1 protein-coding gene is annotated in these 883 nt (G+C 26.6%); it reads left to right on the top strand.

Features of this window, described 5'->3' with window-relative positions; translation table 11 throughout:
- Positions 1-223: 223 nt before the first annotated feature.
- Positions 224-301 (top strand): helix-turn-helix domain-containing protein, encoded by a 78-nt coding sequence (locus CCZ01_RS11045; RefSeq protein WP_458692868.1) that lies wholly within the window; start codon positions 224-226, stop codon positions 299-301.
- The last annotated feature ends 582 nt before the right edge of the window (positions 302-883 follow it).

Raw genomic sequence — 883 nt, 5'->3', positions numbered from 1 at the left:
AAAACAGAAACTTCAAAGGTCTTTAGCCTTTGGTATGAATGCTTATCAACAGAATTCATTGTTTTTTTGATTATCCTTGATTTTCTGTATCATTCTTATATCGTTTTTAGATTTAATTCTCCAATAGAAGAAGCAAGATATCTATCATTCTAAAAGGTTTTTCTCCTTTCAAAATGTAATAAATCTTTTATCTTGCCATACTCTATAAAAAGTTTTAAGAAATATAAAATATAGAATCTATCCCACCAACAAACAAAAAGAGCTAACACGGAAACACTTTGGTTGTTCTTGTGTTATCTAAATCACTTTTTAGATTATAGACAAAAGCAATTTACACAAGGGATAAAAGAGACATATTTTACTATGCAATCAAAGCTTACAAATGGCATTAAGACAGCTTGTAACAGCAAAAGAGCCAAATATCTAAGATATAAATCTAAAAAGAACACTAGACAAAGTTTTGCTATCCCACAAAATATAAGCTTAAATGATAAAAGAGTCTATATCCCTAAATTCAAAGAAGATATAAAAGCTAGAATTCACAAAAAGTTAAGTGATCATTGTAGCATTAAACAAGCTTTTATTTCTTGTATAATAGCAAGACTATATAGCGCTTAGCTATGAAACAAATGAGCTTATACCTAATCCAAAAGTAGTCAAAAATGTTGTTGGTTTAGAATCTTTATTCATAAGAAGTGATAATATTATCTATCCTAATAAAAAATTCTTACAAGACAAAGAATCTAAACTTATAAAATTACAGAAGATTATTTACATAAAATCATAGATAAGATAACCAATCAATATAATTTTATAGCTTTATAAACCCTTAGTATAAAAGGCTTAATTAGTATGCTAACTGAAATAGATAAATCTAAGGTAG

The organism is Helicobacter monodelphidis (genome assembly GCF_003288845.1).
Lineage (GTDB): Bacteria > Campylobacterota > Campylobacteria > Campylobacterales > Helicobacteraceae > NHYN01.
This window is presented reverse-complemented; position numbering and strand designations above follow the sequence as displayed.